The organism is Egibacteraceae bacterium (assembly GCA_040905805.1).
Lineage (GTDB): Bacteria > Actinomycetota > Nitriliruptoria > Euzebyales > Egibacteraceae > DATLGH01.
In genome coordinates this window covers 1-4,031 of the sequence record JBBDQS010000113.1, presented here as the reverse complement: position 1 = coordinate 4,031, position 4,031 = coordinate 1, and the positions used below count along the sequence as shown (strand labels likewise).

Below are 4,031 nucleotides of genomic sequence, written 5' to 3'. Positions count from 1 at the left end.
GGGGGGGGGCGGCGGCCCCCGCCGGGGCCACGGGCCGGTGGGCGGCCGGGGGCGCCCCGGTCGCTGCCCCCGCCGCCATGACCGCCCCGGCGCCGGGCACGATCCCCGCCCGCAGGTCGAAGGGCCCGGGTGGCTCGCCGGCGGTGACCCCCGGCGCGCCGGCCGCGAACCCGGTGACGTCGGCGGGCAGCAGGCGGTCGACCCAGGTGGCCGCCGCCCGGCCGTCGAGGCGCTCCTCGCCGGCGGCGCGCACGATCACCAGCTCGACGGCGCCGTGCAGCAGCACCGCCCAGCCCTCGCCGGTCGGGGCGAGGACGGCGAAGTCGGGCACGGCCTCCGGGTCCGCCGTGACCAGGTGGCCCACGACCCGGCGGACGAGGTTGCGCCCGGCGCCCGCCTCCGTGCCGCAGACCTCGTCGAGCGTGGTCAGCAGCGGCTGCAAGCTGTCCATCGACACCTCGCCGGGCGCGACGAGCAGCCCGTCACCGGCCCGGGCGACCAGCCCTGCGCCCGCCTGCACCTTGGTTCGCATGTGGCCGCTCCCCTGGTCGTCTCCCGGGTCTGTCGTGTGGTCCTCCATCACGCGCTCACCAGCCCTTCCACACGGTCGATCTCGTCGGCGAGCTCCAGGGCGGTTGCGTAGCGGTCCCCGCGGTCCAGGGTGACGCACCGCTCGATGACCGCGCGCCACGGGTCACCGACGTCGGGGTGGACGCCCGCGGCGTTGCCGAGCACGTGGCGCAGCAGGGCCAGCAGGCCGCCGCTCGGCAGCATCCCGTAGACCGACTTGCCGATCAGGGCCTCGTGCAGCGACGCGCCGAGCGACCAGATGTCGGAGGCGCGGCTGGCGCGCTCGCCGCGGACCACGCCGGGCTCCATGAACTCGATCGCCGCGGCGGCACGGGACCCCGTGACCGTCTGGCCGGGCGAGACCAGGTGCAGCACCCCCGGCTCGGAGAGCTTGCCGCCGTCGGGTTGGAGCAGGATGCTGGACGGCTTGATGTTGCGGTGGGCGGTGCCGGCGTCGTGCAGGGCGTGGGCGCCGCGCGCGGCGGCGGCCACCGCGCGGGCGACGGTGCGCTCGTCCAGCCGGCCGGCCGCGTCCTCGAGCGACCCGAGCGGGCAGTACTCCTCGGCCATGTACAGGCGGTGGTTCCAGCGCCCGACGTCGTACAGGTCGAGCAGGTGGGGGTGCCCGAGCGCGGCGTAGCGCTGGAGCTCCTCCGCGACCGCCGCCAGCTCGCCCGAGCCGACCGGCTGGTCGAGGAGCGTGACGGCGACCTGCGCCGGCGCCCCGGGCACCCGAGCGGGGGGCGCGCACAGGAAGGTCTGCCCGCCCTGGCCGCTGCCGAGCTCGCTGGTCACCTGGTAGTCCGCGATCTGTCTCATCGTGTTCTCCTCGTCCCTTCCGGTCGCCCGGGGCCTGCTAGACGATGCGCCCGCCAGTGAAGCGCCACCTGATCAACAACACGCGCATGGGCCCGTTGGCCCACAGCCAGGTGACCAGCCACGTGGTCGCGAAGTGCACGACGAACGTCGAGGTCGGCACCCCCGGGACCAGCCCGAGCGGCACGACCAGGAACCACGCCAGCACCCCCTCGTTGACGCCGTTCAGCAGCCCGAACAGCGTCGGCCAGTCCTTCTCCCAGCGGAACTGCTGCAGCCCGTGATAGACGAACTCCCACACCAGGCCCGCGACGAGCACGACGGCGAGCACCTCGAAGGCCGACCGGTAGACCTCGCCCAGCGGGAGGTGGCGCACCGCGGGCAGGACCGGGCCGATGATCACCGTCCAGATGGAGCCGATGATCGCGATCAGGAAGATGCGGGTCTGGATGCGCCCGCCGATCGTGGGTGTCACAGCTTGGTCCCCCTCGCCCACTTGACCCAGTGGCGGACGGAGCGCCACGGTCCGATCCGCTTGCAGAACCCATCTTTGGCGAGGTCCTCGTAGATGCGCTGCGCCACGTACTGCAGCCCGAGGAACGAGTCCACCCCGCCGTAGTAGGAGCCGGCCGTCGCGGCGCCCGAGGCGTACAGCTTGCCCGGCAGCGAGGATGTCCCGCGCACCTCGAAGCTGGGGTCGCAGTCGAGGCGCCCGAGCGGGTTGGGCGACGCGCCGCCGTGGTCGAGCAGGTCGGCGAGCAGGCGGTGGTCGCGGGGGCTGCCCTCGAGGCCGGTGCAGTCGATGATGAAGCTGGCCGAGATCTCGGTGAGCGTGCCGTCGGACCCGCGCACCTTGGAGATGACGGCCTCGCCGTCGTCGCTCGGGTACACGTCCTCGACCTCGCCGATGTGCTGGCGGTAGAAGCCCTCCTCCCTGCCGCGCGCGAGCTGCTCCTTCCAGTCCTTGCGGTGGGGGGTGTGCGCCCCGCCGCCGAGGTAGCTGATGAACTCCTTGCGCTCGTCGCCCTCCAGCTTCAGCAGCTTCTTGCGGTGCTGGCCGCCCCAGGAGGCCTTGGTGACGTTGAAGCCCTGGTAGGCCCAGCCCGCCTTCGCCGCGCGCTTGCCGAGACCCCACTTGCGGTCGCCGTAGGGCTTGTCGCGGTAGGTGCGGAACAGGTGCAGGATCAGCGTCTGGGAGCCGCGGGCGTCCCGGTCGTCGATCAGGCGCTGGAGGATGCGGGAGGCCACGATGCCCGCGCCGCGCACGAGCACCGTGCCCTGTTTGCGGTTCAGGCTCTCGTAGACGTGCTCGTGGGGCTCGTAGGCGTTGACCACCCGGATGTAGTCCTTGTACTGCTCCCGGTACTTCTGCAGGTCGGGCAGGTAGCGCAGCGCGGGGTAGCCCACCCCGATGTGCACGTAGCGCGACCGGAACGCGATGCGCTTGGTGCGGCTGGTGCCCTGCGCCGGGGTCAGGATCGAGAAGTAGCCGCCGCCCACACGCCGGCGCACCACCCGCACCTGGCCCTTCTCCAGGTACTGCGGCCAGTCGATGCGCTCGGCCTCGCGGTCCATGGACGCGAACACGTGCCCGGCCTTGGGCGTGTAGTAGTCGGCGATGACCGGCTCGGTCAACACGTTCAGCAGCGGCTTCAGCGACTTGTCGGCCCAGGCCTCGCGGGGGGCGTAGGCGGGGAAGCCCCAGATGTTGTCCGGGCAGGCGCTGGAGTCCGACCGGAGGCGTTCGTCGTCGGGGATCTGCGAGTTGTTGCAGAGGAACGCGTAGGTCTCGTAGGGCTTGTCGGCCTGGGTCAGCACCTTGATCTGGTCGGCGGGCACGCCGGCGATGCGCAGGTAGTCCACGAGCACGAACGACCCGATCCCGCCCCCGATCGAGACGAAGGGCACGTCCACGATCGGGATGCCGGCACCCTCCAGCATCTGGTCGGTCCAGTAGTCGGTGGCCAGCAGCTCGTCGGTGAGGTCGCCGCCCTCGCCGCCGGGCTGCACGACCTGCCCGCTGCGGAGGTCGAAGGTGATGGTCTCGTCGCCGCTCATGGGGATTCCCGTCCTCCTCAGCCCGCGGTCTGCTCCGCCAGCTTCCCGTCGGCCAGTTCCAGGAACTGAGCGACGAGGCGGTCGTCGCTGATCTGCGTGTCGATGTGCGCGATCTGGGCCACCGTGTCGCCGCGCCGCACCAGGCCCACGACGTGCTCCAGTTCGCCGTCGGGCTGCCGGCGGGTGTAGGTGACGATCTGCGCCTCGTCGCCCAGGGCGACCGCCTCCCAGGTCACGTCGACGGAGCCCGGGAGGGCTGCCATGCACTGGAACTGCTCGTCGAGGCCGGCCATCAGCGCAGCGGCTCCGTCGCCGGGGTAGGTGCGCACGCTATGGGTGACCCGCGCGTCGCCGGCGCGGTAGGCCGCACCTTCGACGCGCGTGGGCGGCTCCGGGCTGGGCTCGTCGCACAGGAAGGGCACCACGGGCCGGGTGACCACGCCCTCCAGCGTCGGGTCCGCCACCCAGTCCTCACCCAGGTCCGACGCCGCGAGCAGCACCACCTCCTCCGGGTCGCCCGGCGCGTCCCCGCCATCGGTGTCGGTGTCGGTGTCGGTGTCGGTGTCGGTGTCGGTGTCGGTGTCGGT

General features: G+C 72.6%; 5 protein-coding genes. All 5 read right to left on the bottom strand.

Annotated elements, in window-relative coordinates; genetic code table 11:
- The coding region (locus WD250_12700) for a hypothetical protein (protein ID MEX2621064.1) at positions 1-532 on the bottom strand (532 nt) is incomplete at its 3' end.
- 47 nt (positions 533-579) lie between these two features.
- Positions 580-1,389: a protein kinase gene (locus WD250_12695; GenBank protein MEX2621063.1), complete on the bottom strand. Its 810-nt coding sequence runs from the start codon at positions 1,387-1,389 to the stop codon at positions 580-582.
- A gap of 37 nt (positions 1,390-1,426) precedes the next feature.
- Positions 1,427-1,861 carry a hypothetical protein gene (locus tag WD250_12690; GenBank protein MEX2621062.1) on the bottom strand — a complete coding sequence of 145 codons (435 nt, stop codon included), beginning with the start codon at positions 1,859-1,861 and terminating at the stop codon, positions 1,427-1,429.
- Positions 1,858-3,444 (bottom strand): hypothetical protein, encoded by a 1,587-nt coding sequence (locus tag WD250_12685; GenBank protein MEX2621061.1) that lies wholly within the window; start codon positions 3,442-3,444, stop codon positions 1,858-1,860. The genes WD250_12690 and WD250_12685 overlap by 4 nt, the downstream gene beginning before the upstream one ends.
- Positions 3,445-3,461: 17 nt before the next feature.
- Positions 3,462-4,031: hypothetical protein (locus tag WD250_12680; GenBank protein ID MEX2621060.1), on the bottom strand; the 570-nt coding region annotated here is incomplete at its 5' end.

What these genes read in the sequence shown, in the direction of transcription:
- WD250_12695 (MEX2621063.1), bottom strand. Translation starts at nt 1,389, where the DNA reads ATGAGACAGATCGCGGACTACCAGGTGACCAGCGAGCTCGGCAGCGGC.
- WD250_12685 (MEX2621061.1), bottom strand. Translation starts at nt 3,444, where the DNA reads ATGAGCGGCGACGAGACCATCACCTTCGACCTCCGCAGCGGGCAGGTC.